We start from the raw sequence: 21,133 nt of genomic DNA, 5'->3' as shown, positions 1-21,133 counted from the left end.
GCAGGCACAACGCAGCAGTCGACCGCAAAAAAAGCGTGGGCACGCCCCCTTGCAGAAGCTGCGGTGCGGCAATGGTCGATAACGATAACGCGTGTAAACCGGATAAACACAGCGCACCTGAGTCCATCGCCTGTAGGAGCTGGCTTGCCAGCGAATGTCGTCAACGATAACGCGAGCAAACCGGATAAACACAGCGCACCTGAGTCCATCGCCTGTAGGAGCTGGCTTGCCAGCGAAGGTCGTTAACGATAACGCGAGCAAACCGGATAAACACAGCGCACTTGAGCCCATCGCCTGTAGGAGCTGGCTTGCCAGCGATGGTCGTCAACGATAACGCGAGCAAACCGGATAAACACGGCGCACTTGAGCCCATCGCCGGCAAGCCGGCTCCTACAGCTCCCCGGGAAGTCACTTCATTTTCGACCAGAACGCGGCCTTGTAGGAGCTGGCTCGCCAGCGAAGGTCGTTAACGATAACGCGAGCAAACCGGATAAACGCGGCGCACTTCAGTCCATCGCCAGCAAGCCGGCTCCTACAGCTCCCCGGGAAGTCACTTCATTTTCGACCAGAACGCGGTCTTGTAGGAGCTGGCTTGCCAGCGATGGTCGTCAACGATAACGCGAGCAAACCGGATAAATGCGGCGTCCTTAAGTCCATCGCCGGCAAGCCGGCCCCTACAGTTCCCCGGGATCGCGTGAAGAACCAAAAAAAGGATACCGGGCAATCGCGTGAAGACATAAACCTGTTCGCAAGCTGGAACGTCAGCGACGCCGCAAAGCTGCGGCCCCGACTGAGACCGCTACCTTCCCGGCGCTGCGAAAAATGCTTAATGCCTACTGGAGGGGGGAAGCGAAGACGAGAGCAACTGACCTTGCTACCAGAATGTTATCTGCTCGTTGATTGGCGGTCTGGAACCAACGCGCCGCGTCAATGCTTACTGATATTAACCAAGGGGATGCTGATTTTTTGCTCACGCTGCAGCAACGTCATCAGGAGCAACACACGCTGCTCTCCCTCCATCGCCAGGAAGATCGCTTCCACATCGACAAAAGGCCCTTCACTGATACGCACCCGCTCACCACAGGCAAACCGAGCCTCCACAGGGGCTCCGCTATCGTGCTCATGAAGTCGGGCGATCAAGTCATCACCCACGGGCAACGGCTTGCCCCCAAAACTGACAATTCGCAACACGCCGCGGGTAGAACGCAAAGGCGCCCAGCTCTCACCCGAGCCTAGCTGGATAAACAGATAACCCGGAAACAGCGATTCGCGAACAATCTTCCTGCGCCCCTGTAATTCACGCTCGCGCCGGTGCGTAGGGCGAAAACAGGCATACCCCTGGTTAACCAGATTGATCTCTGCGCGCTCGTCCTGGTTCGCCTTGCATTGCACCAAATACCAGGCGCTAGCGGTGAGACTCCCAGGCAAGATCGTTTGAACTGCCGAAGCACTATGGATGGACACAATCAGCCCCTTCTCTGCCTATGTGGTCAGGACGCGCCATGGTTCTCTCCTCGACCTTGCGACGGATTTCTCCCGAGGATGAAAACGCACCTGAAAAACGGAGTTGGCCGACCATGGAAACTGCGCCCTTTGAAAACACGCAAAACGCATTGGCAATAAACGAATGCTGGAGAACGCTTTATCCAAAGCAACCCCCTGCACTTATCATCAAGCCGCACCTCACGCTATTTAACACAGCCCAATTCAGCACAACACAAAAAAACCGGAAATGTTAATTTTTGTCCGAATAGACTCCGTAATGTTATTTTAAGAGTTAGTAACGTTATTTAATATCTGACTTTATATATTGATATTTTTTTTTCGCGCGCACTCAATAACCGCGTGGCATTTAATGGTTGAGTTTGTCGTGGGTTGCCAGTTATGATTTTTAGCATAGCTACAGACAATCACGCTCCAAGTCGAGACTCCAGCAGACCAGAGTCTTCGCAGTGAAAAGTTTCATCCAGTACGGCAATTCCTCACGGAAAGAGGCACACACCCAATAGCTGCAAGCCGTCACAAAAGTGCCATTGAAGAAGAACAGAATTTCAGTCTTTCCAATTGCACTATCACCGCAAGTGTGGAATTTCCAGGGAGGTTGCCTTGTTTAACAAGATTCTCATCGTTTGCATTGGCAACATTTGCCGAAGCCCTACTGCAGAACATTTGTTGCGGGATGCACTGGGCCGGTCCGACATCAAAGTCAGCTCCGCCGGTCTTGGCGCGCTACAAGACCACCCAATCGAGCCCACCGCCCGGGTCGTCCTGGAAGAGCATGGCCATCTGCCAAATGAGCACAAAGCCAATCAACTGACCTCCGCCACCATCAGCGAATCGGATCTGATCCTGGTGATGGAGCAGTCCCACATAGACCGTGTTCTCAAGATCGCGCCTGAAGCGCGAGGCAAGGTCTTCTTGCTGGGCAAGTGGCAGAACAACCGCGAAATCAGCGACCCCTACCGTCAAGGCAAACCTGCTTTTGTGCATGCATACGCGTTGATTGAAGAAGCAGTAACCGCCTGGGCACGGCGTCTCGCACGCTAAACCACTCCTTGAATACCTGTTAAAAAAGAACCCACTTATGCAGCAAACTCCAGCATTAACCTCTCATGACGATGATGATGAAATCGACCTGATGGGCCTACTCGGGACACTAGTCGATCATAAATGGTTGATTGCCGGGATCACTGCTGCCTCTATGGCCGTGGGAACAGCCTATGCGGTGTTGGCCACACCTGTTTACCAAGCTACCGCCTTAATACAGGTGGAGGCTAAAAAAAATGACATGCTCGGTTTCTCCGATATCAACAGCATGTTGGGTAAAGAGTCGCCTTCAGCCACAGAAATTGAATTAATCAAGTCACGCGCTATCATCGGCAAGGTTGTCGACAATCTATCGCTCGATATTACCGTCAAGCCGAACCGTTTTCCGGTGATTGGTAACTTTATTGCTCGGCGCTTCAAACCAGACGCTGATAAAACGGTCGCGACGCCATGGTTTGGCATGAACAGCTTTGCCTGGGGTGGCGAAACCCTGAAAATATTTCAGCTCGTGCTTCCGCAAGAACTCCTGAGTAAACAACTCACTTTGGTCAGTGGTGAAATCGGCCACTTCACGTTACTGGATGAGGACGACAATGTCCTGGTCCAAAGCCAAGTGGGCCAGGCCTATGACCAAGACGGCATCAAACTGCAGGTCGAAGCGTTGCAGGCCAACCCTGGCACAACGTTCAACATTGTGCGTGACCCGCGCCTGACCAGTATCTTGGAATACCAAAAGGTACTTGATGTAGCAGAACGCGGTAAGGAATCCGGTATGATCGGGCTTGCTCTTGAGAGCGAGGAACCGGCTGAAGCCATTCAAATTCTCAATGAAATCGCAAAGCTCTATGTACGGCAAAATGTCGAGCGGACATCGGCCGAAGCCGCTCAAAGCCTGGAGTTTCTAAAAGATCAGCTGCCTCAGGTCCGTAAAGACCTGGAAAAAGCCGAAAACGCCCTGAACAAGTATCAAATTCGCAGCAAGTCCATCGATATCAGCCTGGAAGCCAAAGCCATTCTCGATCAGATCGTGGCGCTGGATACCAACATCTCCGCACTGAAAATGCAGCAAGCGGAAATGGATCGCAAGTTTACCCGTCAGCACCCCGCCTATCGGGCTTTGCTCAGCCAATTAGGCGAGCTGACAGCCAAGCAGGATGGCTTGGCCAAAAAAGTCGAGGGTCTGCCTTCAACGCAGCAAGAACTCCTTAGCCTCACTCGCGATGTAAAAGTCAGCACCGAAATCTATACCCAGCTCCTGAATAAATCCCAGGAACTGGATGTGATGCGTGCCGGCACCGTGGGCAACGTGCGCTTGGTCGATACCGCCGATGTGGATCTGCTCAAGCCTGTAAAACCCAAGAAGGCACTGATCGTGCTCATCGCCACCCTCCTCGGGGGCTTCCTGGCTATTGGATTGGTGCTTTTTCGCAAAGCCCTTAACCGCGGCGTGGAAAACCCAGATCAAATTGAACAGCTAGGGTTGCCGGTGTATGCCTCAATTCCGTTCAGCTCGCTGCAGAAAAGTGAAGAAAGCAAACTCTCCCGTGGTAACCGGGGCCGCGCCAACAACGTCGCACCCATACTGGCCAGCAGTCACCCCACAGACCTGGCCATGGAAGCCTTGCGCAGCCTGCGCACCAGTCTGCACTTCGCCATGCTCGAAGCCAGCAATAATCGCCTGATGATCTCCGGCCCGAGCCCCAAGGTAGGTAAAACCTTCGTTTCCGCCAACCTCGCTGCCGTCATCGCTCAGACCGGCCAGCGTGTATTGCTGATCGACGTGGATATGCGCAAAGGGTATTTGCATAAAGTATTCGGGACTCCCGCTGAAAACGGGCTTTCAGATTTACTGGTCAAGCGCTGCGACCTGGCAACCGCGATCAATAAAACTGAATTCGAGCACCTTGACGTAATCGGCCGCGGGCAAATACCGCCCAATCCTTCAGAACTGCTAATGCACGCGAACTTCAGTGCCTTTCTGGACCAAGTGAGCACCCAGTACGACCTGGTGATTCTGGATACCCCGCCATTGCTGGCAGTGACAGACGCGGCGATTGTCGGCCGTCAGTCGGGTACTAGTTTGATTGTGACGCGTTTTGCGCTTAACCCGGTTCGTGAAATTGAATTGACCATGCGTCGCTTTGCTCAAAATGGCATTGATTTGAAAGGCGCTATTTTCAATGGTGTTGAAAAACGTGCCTCCTCCAAATATGGCTATAGCGACTATGGTTATTACAACTACGAATACAAGTCAGAGAGTGTTTGATTTTCACCACCGTTTTTAATGATAGGCGAGCGCCCCTAGGCCCCTAAGGGCGTTCAGAGCACCGTACTTCCTGCACCTGCAACAAATGATACAGACATATTAATAGATGCAACCGCTTTCAGGGACTAGCAAAAAATCCTGGGGCGGTAGCGTGCCAAAACCTCAATATCGGCCACGGCAGATCCCTTCCCGCCATGGAAAAGGGGAAAGCCAAGACCATCAACGGCCTGTACCAAAGACAGAAACAGCAACTTACCTCAATAGCTGGTCGTTGTGGCTGGATATGAAAATTCTGATAAAGGACGCCCTTCATGCTGTTATCGAAAGATATCTATTAAAGGTCGCGACCGTCACCTGTAGAAACGTTGCGCTGGCACGTAATAAACAAACGCAGGCGATACACCGACAGAACTCTTAACTTTACCCCTACCAATCCGAGTCTTTCCTATGTCCGAACACCAAGAAACCAGTATCGCAAAATTCAAAAGCAAGGAAGCTATCATCGGCATCGTCGGCCTCGGTTATGTAGGTTTGCCGTTGATGCTGCGTTACAACGCCATCGGCTTCCGAGTGTTGGGTATTGACATTGATGAAAGCAAAGTAATCAAGTTGAACTCGGGCGAGAGCTATATAGAACACATTCCAGCAAGCAAGATTAAACTCGCGCGCGAGAGCGGCTTTAGCGCTACTACCGACTTCAGTCGTGTTAGCGAATGCGATGCTCTGATTCTCTGTGTACCGACTCCCCTTAACAAATATCGCGAGCCGGACATGAGCTTCGTGATCAACACCACTGATGCGCTTAAACCCTATTTGCGCGCGGGCCAAGTGGTCTCGTTGGAAAGCACCACCTACCCCGGTACCACCGAGGAAGAACTGCTACCCCGCGTACAGGAAGGCGGTCTAACTGTCGGCAAGAACATTTTCCTGGTCTACTCGCCAGAGCGCGAAGACCCGGGCAATCCCAACTTTGAAACCCGCACTATTCCGAAAGTCATCGGCGGCCATACCCCTGCATGTCTAGAAGTTGGTATTGCTCTGTATGAGCAGGCCATCGACCAAGTGGTACAGGTCAGCTCGACCAAAGCAGCGGAAATGACCAAGCTGCTGGAAAACATCCACCGCGCCGTCAACATCGGCCTGGTCAACGAGATGAAAATCGTCGCCGACCGCATGGGCATCGACATCTTCGAGGTAGTTGATGCCGCTGCCACCAAACCTTTCGGCTTCACCGCCTACTACCCTGGTCCAGGCCTCGGCGGTCACTGCATACCGATCGACCCCTTCTACCTTACCTGGAAGGCACGCGAATATGGTCTGCATACCCGCTTTATCGAACTGTCCGGTGAAGTCAACAAAGCCATGCCTGAGTACGTGCTTACCAAACTGATGGACGGCCTGAATAACAGCGGTAAAGCGCTCAATGGCAGCAAAGTCCTCGTACTCGGCATCGCCTACAAGAAGAACGTCGATGACATGCGCGAATCGCCGTCAGTGGAAATCATGGAGTTGATTGAAGCCAAGGGGGGCATCGTCGGGTACAGCGATCCGCACGTACCCGTTTTTCCAAAAATGCGTGAACACCACTTCGAACTGAGCAGTGAAACACTGAGCGCTGATAATATTGCCAGCTTCGATGCGGTGGTGCTTGCTACCGACCACGACAAGTTCGATTACGAACTGATCAAGCAGCATGCACGTCTGATCGTCGACAGCCGTGGCAAGTACCGCACCCCGGCAGAGCACATCATTAAGGCTTGATTACTTTCATTACTGTCGAAACCATCCGGCAAGGACAATAGACGTCTTGCCGGGTTATCGTGCTTCGCAAGGAATCCCCATGAAAAACTTCGCCCTGATCGGCGCTGCCGGTTACATCGCTCCTCGTCACATGCGCGCCATCAAGGATACCGGCAACGTGCTGGTCTCCGCCTACGACATCAATGACTCCGTCGGTATCATCGACAGCATCTCGCCGCAGAGCGAGTTTTTCACCCAGTTCGAGTGCTTTTACGAACACGCTTACCGTCTCAAGCGCGATCCGACCACTGCACTTAACTACGTATCCATCTGTTCGCCCAACTACCTTCATCATTCGCATATTGCTGCTGGCCTGCGCCTCGGTTGCGACGTAATTTGTGAAAAGCCGCTGGTGCCAACCCCGGAAATTCTCGATGAGCTGGCGCTGGTCGAACAGGAAACGGGTAAAAAGTTGTACAACATCCTCCAGTTGCGCCATCACCAGGCGATTCTCAACTTGAAGGACAAGGTCGCCCGCGAAGCCAGCGAACACAAATACGATGTCGAGTTGACCTATATCACATCGCGCGGCAAGTGGTACACGGAGAGCTGGAAAGGCGACCCGCGCAAGTCCTTCGGGATTGCCACCAACATCGGCGTGCACTTCTACGACATGCTGCATTTCATCTTCGGCAAGCTGCAACGCAACGTCGTGCATTTCACTTCCGAGTACAAGGCAGCAGGCTACCTTGAATACGAGAAAGCCCGCGTGCGCTGGTTCCTATCTATCGATGCCAACGACCTGCCTGCATCTGTAAAGGGCAAGAAGCCCACCTACCGCTCCATCACCGTCAACGGCGAAGAAATGGAGTTCTCCGAAGGCTTTACTGACCTGCACACCACCAGCTACCAGGAAATCCTCGCCGGCCGCGGATATGGCATCGAAGACGCCCGCCACTGCGTAGAAACCGTCAATACCATTCGCTCCGCCGCTATCGTCAGCGCGCAGAACGATGAAGGCCACCCGTTCCTCAACACCCTGAACCGCTGAGATCGCCATGTCCCACTACCAGCATCCCAGCGCCATCGTCGATGACGGCGCGCAGATCGGCGCAGACTCGCGCATCTGGCACTTCGTTCACGTCTGCAGCGGCGCACGTATTGGCCAGGGCGTATCCCTTGGCCAAAACGTGTTCGTCGGCAACCAGGTGGTGATCGGCGACCACTGCAAAGTGCAGAACAATGTTTCCGTCTACGACAACGTCATCCTCGAAGAAGGCGTGTTCTGTGGCCCAAGCATGGTGTTTACCAACGTCTACAACCCGCGCTCGCTGATCGAACGCAAAGACCAGTATCGCGACACTTTAGTGAAGAAAGGCGTCACCCTCGGCGCCAACTGCACCATCGTATGCGGCGTGACCATCGGTGAATACGCCTTCGTCGGCGCAGGTGCTGTAGTCAACAAGGATGTGCCGGCCTTCGCCCTGATGGTCGGCGTACCGGCCAGGCAGATCGGCTGGATGAGCGAGTTCGGCGAACAACTGGAGCTGCCGGTAACGGGTAATGGCGAAGTCGTCTGCCCGAACACCGATACCCGCTATGTACTGAGCGGTAACACCCTAAGCAAAGTGGATGCATAGTAAATGATCGAATTCATCGACCTGAAAACCCAGCAAGTCCGCATCAAGGAGAAGATCGACGCAGGCATTCAGCGCGTGCTTGCCCATGGCCAATACATCCTCGGCCCGGAAGTGGCTGAGCTGGAAGAAAAGCTCGCAGACTTCGTCGGAGCCAAATACTGCATCACCTGCGCCAACGGCACAGATGCGCTGCAAATCGCCCAGATGGCCTTGGGCATCGGTCCAGGCGATGAAGTCATTACCCCCGGCTTCACCTATATCGCTACAGCCGAAACCGTGGCCCTACTCGGTGCCAAGCCGGTGTATGTCGATATCGACCCACGCACATACAACCTCGACCCGCAATTGCTGGAAGCAGCCATCACACCACGTACCAAGGCGATCATCCCAGTCTCACTGTATGGCCAGTGTGCGGATTTTGATGCCATCAATGCCATAGCCGCCAAATACGGTATCCCGGTGATAGAGGATGCCGCACAGAGCTTCGGCGCAACGTATAAAGGCAAGCGCTCCTGCAACTTGACCACCATCGCCTGCACAAGCTTCTTCCCCAGTAAGCCGCTGGGTTGCTATGGCGACGGTGGGGCTATCTTCACAAACGATGAAGAGCTGGCCAAGGTCATACGCCAAATCGCACGCCACGGCCAGGATCGTCGCTATCACCATATTCGTGTCGGCGTAAACAGCCGTCTGGATACCCTGCAAGCAGCCATTTTGCTACCCAAGCTGGACATCTTCGAAGAGGAAATCCAACTACGTCAGCAAGTTGCCACTCACTATGATGAGGGGTTAGCTGGCTTATGCAGGGGAGATTATATCGCCTCAAGCAAGCTTAGCATTCTGGCTACCCCGTACATAGAGCCGTATAACACCAGTGTCTATGCCCAATACACAGTGCGCGTAAGCGATCGCGCAGCTGTACAGGCAAAGTTCAAGGAATCCGGCATCCCCACCTCTGTGCACTATCCGATTCCGCTGAACAAGCAGCCAGCTGTGGCTTGCAGTGCGTCCATACTGCCAGTAGGCGACAACGTTGCCGAGCAAGTAATTAGCCTTCCGATGCACCCTTACATTAAAAAAGAAGAGCTTACACAAATACTTCAACCTCTGACATTTAAAAGTTAAATAAAAACAATAATCGAGCTTCTCATATCAAAAGCAATGAATTGGGCGCATAGAGAAGCTCAAAGTTATGTGATATAAAAATGGGCGCAAAAAAATCGATTCCCGGAGCAAAACGCATTCTAATCGGACCTCGTGAAAATGTATCAACAGGCGAATCTACACATATCAATATTGTTGGTGCCAACTCAGTCGTAACGAAATCCCTTGGAAGTACTTAATCATTGCTGGCGCCCCAGAAAAAGCAATCGGGAAATTATGATTCTCAAGGTAAAAACAATGCCCACGCCAATCTCAAAGCTCACATAAAATGCATATTCTTATCATTCCTTCGTGGTACCCACATAAACCAGGTGACATTAGCGGTAGTTTTTTCCGTGAACAGGCATTAGCTTTGCAAAAACATGGTTGCAAGGTGGGCGTTATTTACCCACAACTTCGTTCATTGAGGGACTGGAAAAGAATTTTCTCCGGTCAATATAGTATCACCAGCGAGTTTGATGATGGAATGCCCACCTATCGTTCTCACGGAACAAATTGGTTCCCACGGATGCCAAATGCAAACTCTTGGCTTTGGATAAAACACGGCATCACTCTATATAACAGATATATTATTGAACATGGAAAGCCCGACATCATCCACGTACACTCCGCGCTTTATGGTGGCGGATTAGCAAAACATATAAATAAAAAAGACAACATCTCATACGTTCTCACAGAGCATTCATCGGGTTACTCACGTGGCCTTATATCTAAGCGCGGAATAGCTCTTACAAAAAAATCAACAGAATTGTCCAGTAAAAATATCGCCGTCAGCCAATCTTTCTGCAGACAAATGGAGAATTTGTTAGGGACTCCTCCTAATTCTTGGCATGAAATACCAAACATAGTTCATGACAACTTCATTAATCATAAAGCCGGGCAAAAAAATAAAAATGAGTGTTTTAATTTTATATGCGTCGCTTTGCTATCAGAAAATAAATGCATCCATAACGCAATACAAGCATTTGGAATAGCACTTCAATACAATAAAAACATCACACTTACAATAGGCGGTGATGGCCCGGAGCGTCCAAGGCTTGAAAAACTATCAAACGATCTTGGGTTATCTTCAAAAATAAAATTTCTTGGACTTTTAAGTCGAAATCAAGTACTAGAGGAGATATCCAAAGCAGATGCTTTTGTTCTTCCAAGTAGATACGAGACTTTTGGTGTAGTTGTTATAGAAGCCTTGGCCCTCGGCAAGCCTGTAGTGGCTACACGCTGCGGCGGACCTGAGTCAATCGTGGACGAGGGTGACGGAATTTTGGTGCCGGTAGACGACATTGAGAGCCTTGCGGGTGCTATGTCGAAGCTTTACCAAAATTCTGGAGATTATGATTCCGGGAGAATCAAGCAATCGTGTATTGATCGATTCAGCGAGAAAACAATCGCGCTCCGCCTCAAATCAATATATAAAGAAATCTTATCTGATAAATAACTTGGCGGGTATTTTATCTAACTTTTTTTGTCAGGCATTATGAATAGATCAAAAATTCTCGGATTCACTGTAGGACCGATTGGCTCAGCTATACTGGGCTTCGCTACTTTGCCTGTCATGGCCTGGTTCTTCTCTGTCGAGGATATTGGTCGTATTTCCATGCTGCAGATTGTCTGCAGCTTTGCGGTTATTTTTTTCTGCCTCGGGTTGGACCAAGCTTATGTACGTGAGTATCACGAAACAGAAGATAAACCTTCATTGTTAAAAACCGTGTCTGCCCCTGGACTTTTATTACTGACGGTAGTATCACTGGGTTTTATTTTTTATGATCCAGGTCTTCTATCGAGAGTTATTTTTTCTCTGGATAGCTCTGCTTTGAGCATTTTGCTTGCCTGCTGTCTATTGACTACCTTTATCTCGCGTTTTTTGTCTTTAATATTACGCATACAGGAAAAAGGACTAGCGTTCTCCATGAGCCAGGTCCTGCCCAAAGCACTCTTTCTTTTTATAATTGGAGTTTATATTTTTCTAAAGGTCGGTTTCAGCTTTGAGAAACTGATAATAGCCTACGTTCTCTCCATGCTGGCAGTCATGCTTATATACGCTTGGAATACCAGAACTGAATGGTTACCTGCTGTTGGCAAAAGCATCGATAAACAAAAGCTCGGCACTATGCTTCAATTCGGTTTGCCATTGATATTTGGTGGCATGGCATCTTGGGCATTGATGGCGATGGATAAATTATTTCTTCGCAGCCTGTCTACCTTTGAAGAACTTGGCATTTACTCCATAGCAGTTAGTGTAGCTTCTGCGGCAGGTATTTTTTCAGGAGTTTTCACCACGATCTGGGCCCCGACCGTTTACAAATGGGCCGCCGAAGGAATCAATCCAGAAAAAATCAACCAGATCTCCGAGCATGTTTTGGCTGCCGCATTTTTTATATTCACGCTTTCTGGTATGTTTTCTTGGGCGCTTCAGTTTCTGCTTCCGTCCACATATGACAATGTGCAATACCTAGTAACCGCATGCATGGCGGTTCCTTTGCTATACGCCCTCTCTGAAACGACCGCAGTAGGTATCGGCATAGCCCGTAAAACTAGCTACTCAATGGCTGCTTCTTTTATTGCCGCAGCAATTAATTTTGCTGGAAATTATTGGCTAACTCCCATATACGGCGCCGCAGGCGCAGCGACCTCTACAGCTGTTGCCTTCTGGATATTTTTAGTCTGCCGAACAGAGCTTTCTTGTCTTGTTTGGCGAAAAATACCCCGTTTGAAACTATACGGAGCAACGTTTACATGCCTGCTCGCTGCTGTTTCCACATCCATGATCGGGGAAGACCATCAAGTCCTAATGATTACTGCATGGACTGCAATTGGCATAGCCGGTATTTTATGTTTCAAGAACTCGCTGAGCGCCGCAAGAGTAGAAATGCAGCGTCATATAAAAGTAAAAACATCTTCACAAAATATATGATCTACAGATTCCTCGTATAAGCTCACCATTTTTATGTAGTCGGTCGTACTGATCCTTGTGTAGCGCGACACCGACAGTACCCAGCGCACTATTAGCTACCAAGCTGCATTCCCTGGTGGCGCATGTTGAGACGGGCCTATGCTCGCACAACCGCCGTATGTCGGCTGAAATCAACCGGGTACTGATTGAGCACATCTCTACACTGCTATTTTCACCCACCGAGACAGCTCTTCAGATCCAGCGTAACGGAGGTATTGGCGATGCCAAGGTCCGAGTGGAGGGCCACGTGATTTACGATGCCACTCTCTATAACAAAGGGCTCAACCGTAAGCCGGAGGGGTTCGATACGCTAAACATTACCATGCACGATCCATCGAGCAGAAAACATTGACCATCCAGTACGCATGCACTGTATTTCAAGGGGCTTGAAACGGCCGACCTGCCAGTGCTCTGCTCTGTCCAAGATCAATCACCCTAAAGTAGCCAAATGCATAATTGTAAATTGAACATCGAAAAAAAACCTACACTACATGCAAACGCCAAAATAAAGTACTTAGCCCGCTGGAGTGAAAGCGCCTCTATTGGCGTTATCAAAAAAATCAAAAATACAACATCAGCTTTGTCAGCAAACGGTTATCAAGCCGAGCATAAAATAATAGAAAAAGGTGGAGTTATAGGGCACTTACTATTGCCTCTAGCAATTCTTACCAGTAGAGCTGATTTATTGATTATCAGATCCACAGCATTCTCTATGCTTCTTTGCAGTCTGCCTATGCTGATACAAAGACTAAGGGGGGCAAAGATAGTCATTGATGTCCCAACTCCTCTAGTTTCCGTACTTGAGGAAATCCAAAGTAGCAAAAAAACAAACCTCAAAAAAATACTCTTATGTTCATTGATAAAACTTAATTACCCACTGGCGCTCTACCCAGCACACCGAATTATTCAATACAGCGAAGAGTCAGAACGATTCTCAATAGGACTCAAAAACAAAATGGTTCTTGGAGCTAATGGTATTGATGTATCTTCCATTGAGTTGAAAGGGTGCAAAAAAGATAAAACACCACTTTCAATTACGCTCATCGGCGTAGCCGCTCTTGAGGAATGGCACGGTTACGACAGAGTCATTCAAGGATTAAGTAACTACTATGAAAAAAGAAAAAGTGTTACAGAGCAACAAGCCAACGTATATTTTATTATCGTTGGCAGTGGCGGCGCAGAGTTAAGACTTAAATCAATGGTGAACAAACTGAACCTATCTCAGTATGTTAGTTTCAAAGGAACATTACATGGCCCGTCACTGAATAATATTTTCAATCAAGTAGACATAGGCATCTCTTCACTAGGAGTTCACCGTAAAGGCTTGCGCATTGCTTCGGACCTTAAAAGTAGAGAATACCTTTCACGTGGCGTTCCAATCGTGATTGCTGCTGACGATCCAGATATTCCTGATGCAATTGACTTTGTTTATAGGTCAACGGCCGACGACTCTGCAATTGATATCAGAAATCTCATAGAGTGGTATGAGAGCTATGAAAAAAATGGGGGTACAGCAGAGAGCATTAGGGCGTTTGCTGCACAAAATGTAGATTACAAAGGTAAAGTAAAGATTTTTGTTAGCGACTTATAGTTTTTTGACCAGTCCCTCCGTGTCAAGCTACCTGTCGCCCTTGTTGATTGACTCATTTATTCAAGAGGGCGAGGGTGTGTAGCAATGTCCAAGCGTTATGAGAGGAATACAAACATTTGGCCGTTCTGCAAATGATGCCGCCCCGCAATCGCTCAGTGACAGACCTTGCCGTTGCACTCAATCTGACGCCACGGTCACTGCGTAACTGAAGACAAATGGCTAGAGACAAGGGTTTGTTCGTGCTGGTAAACAAGTAAACCAGTGATCAATGTCCAGCGCCGATAAATTCAATGCCGTCATGGAAGCCGCGCCATTGAGCGAGGTGGAAATCTCTCAATATTGTCGAATCAAGGGCATTTATCTGGAGCAAATTCAGCAGTGGTACGAGGTCTGCCAAAACGCCAGTATCCTGTCTGACCTGAAACCCAGCGCGAGAAGACAGCTAAACAACGACGAATCAAAGAACTGGAGCGCCAGTTGATCCGATCAGATACTGTATGCGCTGAAGCGGAGGCTTTGGTGGAACTCAGAAAAAAGCCAATGCGATCTGGGGCAAGGACTTTGGGTGCAAAGAATTTATTGAGTGGAGCATCAAAGACCATCATCATAGTGCCTTGATATACGTGATACCGAACAAACGTCACGAAGGCAAAACAACAGCTCTTTTACAGAGCTAGAGCAATGATTTATGAAGATGTCGCGAAAATAAATCCAATCCGCTGGAGTAGCAGGACACGCAACTGTAAGTTGGCAGATGCAATTGAACCCCGAACGTCCTGAAGTTAAGGGCGCAATGGGTAGTCGCAGCAGTATCAAGACGATAGGTACCTTGACACGTACCACAGTTTAAAACACAGATATTATCTATATAGCGCGAATTATGATGTGACGGGGAAATTTCCTTGCAAAACAAAATTTACAACTTGGCATTGAAATGCTGTTTTTTTTTAATGCTTTATCTTTCCACGGACTCGGTTGAGCTATTTAAAACCGGTGGAGCAACAGCGGAGGGTCAGGTAGTAACAGTGGCTTACTCCGGCCCTTTAAACTTTACAAGCATGATATGGGCTTTTTTTGCGTTTTTTTGCGTCGTGTTATACGTTGGGGCCCGTATAAAAAATAGACAATCTATAATCAAGGGGAATGACAAATGGATGGTTCTGCTTCTTGTTTATATATTTGTATCGCTTTTTTGGTCTAAAGACCGGATTGCCTCCGCAAAGTTACTGCTGGCTATTCCGCTTATATTTGCTTTTGTGAGAGTTTATTTTTTAAAATTCTCACGAATTGTCATATTGCAAGAGTTAACTAATTTCTTTGTTGTTGTGTCGCTGACTTCTATCGCATTTTCTCTTTTCATTCCCAGCTATGGTGTTTCTATCGGTATCCATGAGGGAGACTGGCAGGGGATATTTACACACAAAAATGGGTTAGGAAATTTTTCCGTATTAGGTACCTGCATTTTCATCTCAATGATTGGTAGGGGGATGGGTTGGAAGCCTTTGATTGGACTGGGCCTATCTATTTTTCTAACTTTCATGAGTAGCTCTACAACCGCATTAATCTGTTTAATATTAGTTCTTACTGTGTATTTATTTTTGAAGTCAAAAAAAATACGTGCCGTGATTTATCAATTTCGCCACCCAATATATGCAGGCATTACTCTCATATCAGTCATTCCTTTTTTAGTTAGCTTTGCCCCGCCCGGGTTAACTATTTTCGACAAAGACACTACATTTACTGGTAGAGTTTTTATTTGGGGTTTTATTTTATCTATGTTTTTTGAGCGCCCCGTTTTTGGGTATGGACTAAATCAATTCGATGCATTTTTCAACGCCAACTCTACATTTGCTAGCAATGTCGGATTTCAAGTTGGATCAACCCACAGTGGCTTTCTTGATCTCGCATTTTCTTTAGGAATGGTTGGAGTATTTTTGGTATTAGCCTTCATAAAAAAAATAGTCCCTAAGAAAAATAACGAGTTGGATTTGACGATTAGCCTTTTGTTTTTTCTGTCGTTTGTAATGGTTAACTCTCTGGAGTCCTTATTTCTATCATTTAATATTTGGTTTGTGCTCTTGTTGATAATAATTGAATTTGTAAGCCAAACCACAACAAAAAACAACCGCCCCCTCCAGCTTCATTGATCTTCAGATTTAAGGTTCTGTATAAAAATATCTGCATGTAATGACCCCGCGTCAAATCTGCTCAGAATACTTATTTAAAATACGTCGATTACGTCTCCTCGCTTGTTTCTTTATTTTGCCTTCTGCGCACCGAGACTGTGCAAACACTAACCATCTCGATCAAACATGGAAAATGACGCGCCCTTATGAATAACATCTTAACAAAAATTAATTCCCATCATTCAGGATCTGATATTGGGTTGTATACTTTCCTCAATCACTATTCCTATCTATTAGCCAGGAAAAATCCTGACCTGATTTCCAGCTTTGATGAAATCCATTGCGACGGCATTGTTCTTTGCCTTTTCTTACGCTTGATAGGAATTCATAAAAAACGCAAAAGTTTTGACATGACGTCTCTTGCGCCTAAAATATTTAATCTCGCTGTATTGGAGAGCAAAAGTATATATTTTATAGGTGGCGAACCAAAGATCGCACAGGCAGCTGTTGACAGGATTATTAAGGCTTATCCGCAGTTACGAGTGGCTGGTATAAGACATGGATTTTTTATTTCATCCTTAGAAAGAGAACAAAATCTTAAGGAAATATCACTGAAAAATCCAGATTTTGTAATTGCTAGCATGGGTACTCCTTACCAAGAGCAATTTCTTATTGATCTTAAAAAAGCGGGATGGCGGGGCTGCGGCTATACTAGCGGTGGTTTTTTTCATCAAACGGCAAAAGCGGGACTTAGGTATTACCCTGCTTGGGTTGATAGATTCAACTTACGCTGGGCTTTCAGAATTGCCGATGAACCGAAACTTTTAAAACGATACACATCAGACTTTATTAAGTTTTTAGTTTTGTTCTCTTATGATGCTTTTTTGTTCAAGATAAAAAAGCACAGAACTTGAGCTCTTACCGCTAATAGAACTGGGTTTTGTCTGACAAACTTTTGGTAACCGGCTGCACCGGTTGCATCGTCCCCACACTGTCGTGGTTCTGCTCTAGGCCGGCTACGAAGTGATAGTGCTGGACAACCTGTGCAACAGTTCGCCAGAGTAGCTGTTGCGTTTCGCACGGATCTTCGGCAAGGCGCCTCTGTTTATTTAAGGTGACATCCGTGAACGCCCCTTGCTGGATAACTTTTACACGTCGTACAGAATCAGCGCAGTATTACATTTCGCCGGTTTCAAAATTTTAAATCTGTGGAGGGAGTTTCTGAAAACCCCTCGACTGCTATGAAAACAACGTCGCAGGCAGCGTAACTCTATGCCAGGTAATGGCCCCTGTCGGAGTGTTCAGTTTGATATTCAGCTTTTCCGCCACGGTATATGGCGAGTCGACGCAGATCCCCATCAGCGATTACTCTCTCACTAGCGTGCCGACCAATCCCTTATAGTTGTTCCAAGCTGATGGTCGAGGATGTATTGCAAGATCTAGCAAAATCGGAGCCACGCCGGAGCATCACCCTGCTCCGCTATTTCAGCCCGGCGGGTGCACACCAGAGTTGGATGATTGGCGAAGACTCTAAGGGCTTGCCAAATAATTTTCTGACTTATGTCAGGTAGGCGGCCCTTGGCAAGCTCAAGCAGCTTTGGTGCCGAATATCCGACACAGGATGGGACCGGGGTGCGCAACTACATCCACTTGCAGGATCTGGCTGAGGGGCATTTGAGTGCGCTACGGACTATTGTCCAAAAGACTGTTGTGAACATTTGGAGCCCGGGCACTGGTGTCGGTTACAGATTGCTGGAAATGATTCGGGCATTCTAGCTGACGACTAGTCGAGCCCGGAAAGGATGGCTGATACCTGGCGCTAGCAGTTAGGCGACCCGCAAGGTTATTGCCGATAATTTTGTTTATCGTTGTCATGTTGGAAGATCAGGCAAGTCAACAAATCTGCACCACATACCGCCCGGTGCAAAGACCTATCTAGTCACGAAAAATCAGTCCACCTACATTCCCAATGGCCAAGTCTATGCCTTGGAAAATCCGGGAGTTATCCCTCCGGAACTGATTGAGGTGCAATCCGGTTCTTACCTCGGTGAAGACGATATCGTGTATTTCGAAGACAAATATGGAAGGCCGAAACAAGCTGTAATGGCGGCAACGTGTAAGCCAACAGCTCTGCAGAATGCAGAATGCAGAATGCGATACTTCCCACAAGCGGCAAATTCGTCTAGTTACTCACTTAAAAACTCAAGCGACCTAACTCCCTCTTCGTGTTGTTGTCGCACGTAAATGCTGACTTCTCATTCCTTTCTTCTTGCTCACTTTAAAGGACTCTTTCCTTTGACCGGAAAAATTCTGGTAACCGGCGGCGCCGGTTACATAGGCTCGCACACCACTCTCGCTTTGCTCGAAGCGGGTTATGACGTAATAGTATTGGATAATCTCAGCAATAGCTCGAAGGAGTCACTTCATAGAGTGGGGGTTATCTCTGGCAAGTTTCCGGAATTTATTCAGGGGGATATTCGCGACCGTGCGTTGCTGGATGAGCTGTTCGCTTCGCAGAGGATCAGCGCTGTATTACATTTCGCCGGTTTGAAATCGGTGGGGGAAAGTGTCCGCAAACCGCTCCACTACTATGACAACAATGTCGCAGGCAGTGTCACCTTGTGCCAGGCGATGGCCCACGCCAGAGTTTTCAATTTTGTGTTCAGCTCTTCCGCCACGGTGTATGGCGAGCCGACGCAGATGCCGATCCGGGAGGATTTCCCCACTGGCGTGCCGACCAATCCCTATGGTCGCTCCAAGCTGATGGTCGAGGATCTGTTGCGGGATCTAGCGAAATCAGACCCGCGGTGGAGCGTCGCCCTGCTCCGCTACTTTAACCCGGTGGGCGCGCACCAAAGCGGGCTGATTGGCGAAGATCCCAATGGCCTGCCGAACAACCTCCTGCCCTATGTCAGCCAGGTGGCCATTGGCAAGCTCAAGCAGTTATCGGTGTTCGGTGCCGATTACCCGACGCAGGATGGTACCGGGGTGCGCGACTATATCCACGTGCAGGATCTGGCCGACGGACATTTGTGCGCGCTACGGACAGTCCTCCAAAAAACCGGGGTGAACATCTGGAACTTGGGCACCGGTATCGGTTACAGCGTGCTGGAAATGATTCAGGCATTCGAGGAGGCAAGTGGTCGGCCCGTGCCTTACAAATTGGTTGAGCGTCGTCCCGGAGACATTGCCGAGTGCTGGGCCGACCCCACAAAAGCGGCCAATGAATTGGACTGGAAGGCCAAGCGCGGGTTGCCGGAAATGATGGCCGATACTTGGCGTTGGCAAGCTGCTAACCCACAAGGTTATGGCCGGTAGCATCTCTCGTATGGCGTAGCGATCAGACGTGAACTATTACATTGGCACCACATACCCAATAACAACTGTTAGAAACAGCGAGCACGTTAGAAAACGTCAGACCTGTCAGGCGTCCTACACAGGTATTCTTAAGGCAATGATCGCGAGATAAGTCTCACTGAGGAATGACCCAGAGGTCCGCACTCATCGAGTTCGAATCGATACTATCCTTAACGTTACTGGACGCTCAGAGTTTTTGGCAACGCACGCTCGCTTCATAGTTTCACCGCCAATACCGACGATGCATCAAAAAGGAATCTACCATGACCAAACTACTTGCTTCCGCTCTAATGCTTTCTTTGAGTGCCTCCGTTTTCGCTGCTGAGCCTCCCGCAGCGTCTTCTGCTCCAGGCAAACCTGCAAAACCCGCAGAAAACGCTCCTTTGAATCTGAACACCCCTCTCGTGGGCAGCCTGACCACAGGGACTGCTCTCGGCCTCGGCGCCGTGATTGTAGCCGGAGCCGCCGCGCTGTCATCCAGTGGCGGAAGCAACAACGGCGGCACTACTGGCACTACCGGTACCACTGGCACCACCGGTACTCGCTAAGCGCACCGCGAGGTCGTTAGCCTTCTACTACCCGGAGCAATCCGGGTAGTTCCGTTCTGATGTGTTCCCTCCACAAGTGTCCTCAATCATGATTCGTAGTTTGTCGCTCGCTGTGCTTGCAGGTGTTGCCCTGCAGGGCTGTATGTTCTCGCCTGGTCAACACCTGGATACCAGTCAGGTCGGCCGTGAAGGCTCACCGGAAAGCACTCGGATCGAGTTGATTCCGATAACGCCCAAACTGATTGCCCAGAACGCGGCGACAAAAGTGCAAGCCTCGGTACCCGCCGAGTTGCTGGCGTACAAGCCGGGTGCTTACCGGATTGGCGCCAATGATGTGTTGTACATCACCGTGTGGGACCATCCTGAGCTGACTGCGCCATCGGGCCCGCAACAGCAAATTGATGCGAACGGTCGCCTGGTACGCCCGGACGGCACCATGTTTTACCCCTATATTGGCAATATTCATGCCGCAGGCAAAACCATCGAGGAGCTTCGCAGTTTTATTGCTGAGCGCCTGACTCAATTCGTCGACAGCCCCCAGGTTGACTTGAGCGTGTTGCGTTTTGCCAGTCAAAAAGTAGTCATTTCCGGTGCCATTTTAAAAGCCGGTCAACAACCCATTACCACGTCGCCGCTCAGTGTCGTCGAAGCCATGGGCACTGCTACTGTCGATCCGTTAAATGCCGACCTTGCCGGCCTGACGCTGACCCGGGACGGACGTGAATATCCGCTCGACCTGGACTCACTTAACGGCAAAGGCTCGGTGTTGCATAACGTCTATTTGAAAGACGGCGATCAGTTGTACCTGCCCTACAACGACCGGAAAAAGATCTACGTCATGGGCGAGGTCAGCCAGCCTCGGGCGCTCACGTTCAAAATCAATCGGATGAATCTGGCGGATGCGGTCGGAACGGTCGGTGGACTGAACCAGGCCACCTCCAATGGCAATGCGCTGTATGTGATTCGAGGTGCCGAGAACCTTGAAACCGAGCCTGCAAAAGTCTTTCAACTGGAAGCCGAATCGCCAACCGCGTTTGCTCTTGCCAGCCGCTTCGATCTGCAACCCCAGGACATTGTCTACGTCGGCCCTGCAGGCGTGACCCGCTGGAACCGCTTGATCAGCCAGTTGCTGCCATCAGCCGTTATCCTGGGTACCGGAGCAGCGGCCACAAACAATCTCAGTGAAGCCAGCAGTCGATAA

The 21,133-nt window shown here is 49.2% G+C and carries 18 protein-coding genes and 1 pseudogene; 18 read left to right on the top strand and 1 reads right to left on the bottom strand.

Annotated elements, in window-relative coordinates; genetic code table 11:
• Positions 1-927 precede the first annotated feature (927 nt).
• The gene (rfaH, locus tag KGA81_RS25040; protein WP_223549504.1) at positions 928-1,458 is read right to left on the bottom strand and encodes a transcription/translation regulatory transformer protein RfaH; all 531 of its coding nucleotides are present in this window, start codon (positions 1,456-1,458) and stop codon (positions 928-930) included.
• Positions 1,459-2,106: 648 nt separating this feature from the next.
• Here rfaH and KGA81_RS25035 point away from each other — a divergent pair.
• From KGA81_RS25035 to KGA81_RS24950, 18 genes and pseudogenes are all read left to right on the top strand, one after another.
• Positions 2,107-2,547 (top strand): low molecular weight protein-tyrosine-phosphatase, encoded by a 441-nt coding sequence (locus tag KGA81_RS25035; protein WP_223549473.1) that lies wholly within the window; start codon positions 2,107-2,109, stop codon positions 2,545-2,547.
• Positions 2,548-2,584: 37 nt separating this feature from the next.
• A complete protein-coding gene (locus KGA81_RS25030; protein ID WP_223549471.1) occupies positions 2,585-4,813 on the top strand; it encodes a polysaccharide biosynthesis tyrosine autokinase in 2,229 nt (742 codons plus the stop codon).
• Positions 4,814-5,260: 447 nt separating this feature from the next.
• Positions 5,261-6,574, top strand: coding sequence for a UDP-N-acetyl-D-glucosamine 6-dehydrogenase (wbpA, locus tag KGA81_RS25025; protein WP_223549469.1), 1,314 nt, complete (start codon positions 5,261-5,263; stop codon positions 6,572-6,574).
• A gap of 79 nt (positions 6,575-6,653) precedes the next feature.
• Entirely contained in the window at positions 6,654-7,604 is a 951-nt protein-coding gene (wbpB, locus tag KGA81_RS25020) for a UDP-N-acetyl-2-amino-2-deoxy-D-glucuronate oxidase (RefSeq protein WP_223549467.1), read from the top strand.
• Positions 7,605-7,611: 7 nt separating this feature from the next.
• The gene (gene wbpD / locus KGA81_RS25015; protein ID WP_223549465.1) at positions 7,612-8,193 is read left to right on the top strand and encodes a UDP-2-acetamido-3-amino-2,3-dideoxy-D-glucuronate N-acetyltransferase; all 582 of its coding nucleotides are present in this window, start codon (positions 7,612-7,614) and stop codon (positions 8,191-8,193) included.
• Between the two features lie 3 nt (positions 8,194-8,196).
• Positions 8,197-9,318, top strand: coding sequence for a DegT/DnrJ/EryC1/StrS family aminotransferase (locus tag KGA81_RS25010; protein ID WP_223549463.1), 1,122 nt, complete (start codon positions 8,197-8,199; stop codon positions 9,316-9,318).
• A gap of 307 nt (positions 9,319-9,625) precedes the next feature.
• Positions 9,626-10,795: a glycosyltransferase gene (locus tag KGA81_RS25005; protein WP_223549462.1), complete on the top strand. Its 1,170-nt coding sequence runs from the start codon at positions 9,626-9,628 to the stop codon at positions 10,793-10,795.
• A gap of 39 nt (positions 10,796-10,834) precedes the next feature.
• Positions 10,835-12,271, top strand: coding sequence for a lipopolysaccharide biosynthesis protein (locus KGA81_RS25000; protein ID WP_223549460.1), 1,437 nt, complete (start codon positions 10,835-10,837; stop codon positions 12,269-12,271).
• 55 nt (positions 12,272-12,326) lie between these two features.
• Positions 12,327-12,662: a UDP-N-acetylglucosamine 2-epimerase gene (locus KGA81_RS30305; RefSeq protein ID WP_223549457.1), complete on the top strand. Its 336-nt coding sequence runs from the start codon at positions 12,327-12,329 to the stop codon at positions 12,660-12,662.
• A gap of 111 nt (positions 12,663-12,773) precedes the next feature.
• Positions 12,774-13,901 carry a glycosyltransferase gene (locus tag KGA81_RS24990; protein WP_223549455.1) on the top strand — a complete coding sequence of 376 codons (1,128 nt, stop codon included), beginning with the start codon at positions 12,774-12,776 and terminating at the stop codon, positions 13,899-13,901.
• Between the two features lie 268 nt (positions 13,902-14,169).
• Positions 14,170-14,382, top strand: coding sequence for a hypothetical protein (locus tag KGA81_RS24985; RefSeq protein ID WP_223549453.1), 213 nt, complete (start codon positions 14,170-14,172; stop codon positions 14,380-14,382).
• A 421-nt stretch (positions 14,383-14,803) separates the two neighbouring features.
• A complete protein-coding gene (locus KGA81_RS24980; RefSeq protein WP_223549451.1) occupies positions 14,804-16,048 on the top strand; it encodes an O-antigen ligase family protein in 1,245 nt (414 codons plus the stop codon).
• A gap of 185 nt (positions 16,049-16,233) precedes the next feature.
• Positions 16,234-16,941, top strand: a complete 708-nt coding sequence (locus KGA81_RS24975) for a WecB/TagA/CpsF family glycosyltransferase (RefSeq protein ID WP_223549449.1) — start codon at positions 16,234-16,236, stop codon at positions 16,939-16,941.
• A 368-nt stretch (positions 16,942-17,309) separates the two neighbouring features.
• Positions 17,310-17,429, top strand: coding sequence for a hypothetical protein (locus KGA81_RS30105; protein ID WP_317850817.1), 120 nt, complete (start codon positions 17,310-17,312; stop codon positions 17,427-17,429).
• Between the two features lie 518 nt (positions 17,430-17,947).
• A pseudogene (gene cpsB, locus KGA81_RS24965) lies at positions 17,948-18,115 on the top strand (mannose-1-phosphate guanylyltransferase/mannose-6-phosphate isomerase); the annotation flags it as partial.
• Positions 18,116-18,271: 156 nt separating this feature from the next.
• Positions 18,272-19,345: a UDP-glucose 4-epimerase GalE gene (gene galE / locus KGA81_RS24960; RefSeq protein ID WP_223549446.1), complete on the top strand. Its 1,074-nt coding sequence runs from the start codon at positions 18,272-18,274 to the stop codon at positions 19,343-19,345.
• A gap of 302 nt (positions 19,346-19,647) precedes the next feature.
• Positions 19,648-19,932, top strand: a complete 285-nt coding sequence (locus KGA81_RS24955; RefSeq protein ID WP_223549444.1) for a hypothetical protein — start codon at positions 19,648-19,650, stop codon at positions 19,930-19,932.
• 88 nt (positions 19,933-20,020) lie between these two features.
• Positions 20,021-21,133 (top strand): polysaccharide biosynthesis/export family protein, encoded by a 1,113-nt coding sequence (locus KGA81_RS24950; RefSeq protein WP_223549442.1) that lies wholly within the window; start codon positions 20,021-20,023, stop codon positions 21,131-21,133.

Origin of the sequence: Pseudomonas sp. A-B-19 (genome assembly GCF_019947515.1) — a bacterium.
Taxonomy (GTDB): domain Bacteria; phylum Pseudomonadota; class Gammaproteobacteria; order Pseudomonadales; family Pseudomonadaceae; genus Aquipseudomonas.
The sequence above is the reverse complement of the archived record's forward strand: the minus strand, read 5'-3'. Positions and strand labels throughout refer to the sequence as shown.